General features: G+C 70.0%; 1 protein-coding gene. It reads left to right on the top strand.

The window, feature by feature from the left end:
- Window positions 1–28: 28 nt before the first annotated feature.
- Window positions 29–650 (top strand): uracil-DNA glycosylase (locus EOA23_RS35225; RefSeq protein ID WP_245474460.1); only part of this gene is annotated, 622 nt, incomplete at its 3' end.

Below are 650 nucleotides of genomic sequence, written 5' to 3'. Positions count from 1 at the left end.
CCGGTTTGCCGAAGCGGCGGCAGCGCCAATTGGACGCGGGCCGGCCGAACGCAGGCCTGCAGAGCGGGCGCCAGCCGCACCGCGCCGCGAAGCCGCGCCAGAGAGCCGAAAGACACCAGAGCAGGATTCGGAACAAGCTGAGAACCCGCCAGCGCCCTTATCCGGCCTCGATGCCAGCAATATTCCGGACGCACCCGCCCGGCCGCCTGCAGCCGCGGCCGTTCCCGACGAGGGGCAGGTCCTGCTCGCGCGGCAGCTTGCCGCCCGCGCGACGACGCTCGATGAGCTGCGCCAGCACATGGCCGCCTTCGACGGCTGCAACCTCAAGTTCACCGCCAAGAACCTGGTCTTCGCGGACGGCAATCCCAACGCCGACCTTATGCTGGTCGGCGAGGCGCCGGGCCGCGACGAGGACCTCGAAGGCCTGCCCTTCGTCGGCCGCTCCGGCCGGCTGCTCGACCGCATGCTGGCGGCGATCGGCCTCGACCGCAACTCGGCCTATATCGCCAACGTCATCCCGTGGCGGCCGCCTGGCAACCGCACGCCGACGCCGCACGAGACCGAAATCTGCCGGCCCTTCATCGAAAGGCAGATCGAGCTGGTCAACCCGAAGGTGCTGGTCAATCTCGGCGGACCGTCGGCCAAGACGC

It is taken from the genome of Mesorhizobium sp. M2A.F.Ca.ET.042.01.1.1 (genome assembly GCF_003997405.1).
Lineage (GTDB): Bacteria > Pseudomonadota > Alphaproteobacteria > Rhizobiales > Rhizobiaceae > Mesorhizobium.
The sequence above is the reverse complement of the archived record's forward strand: the minus strand, read 5'-3'. Positions and strand labels throughout refer to the sequence as shown.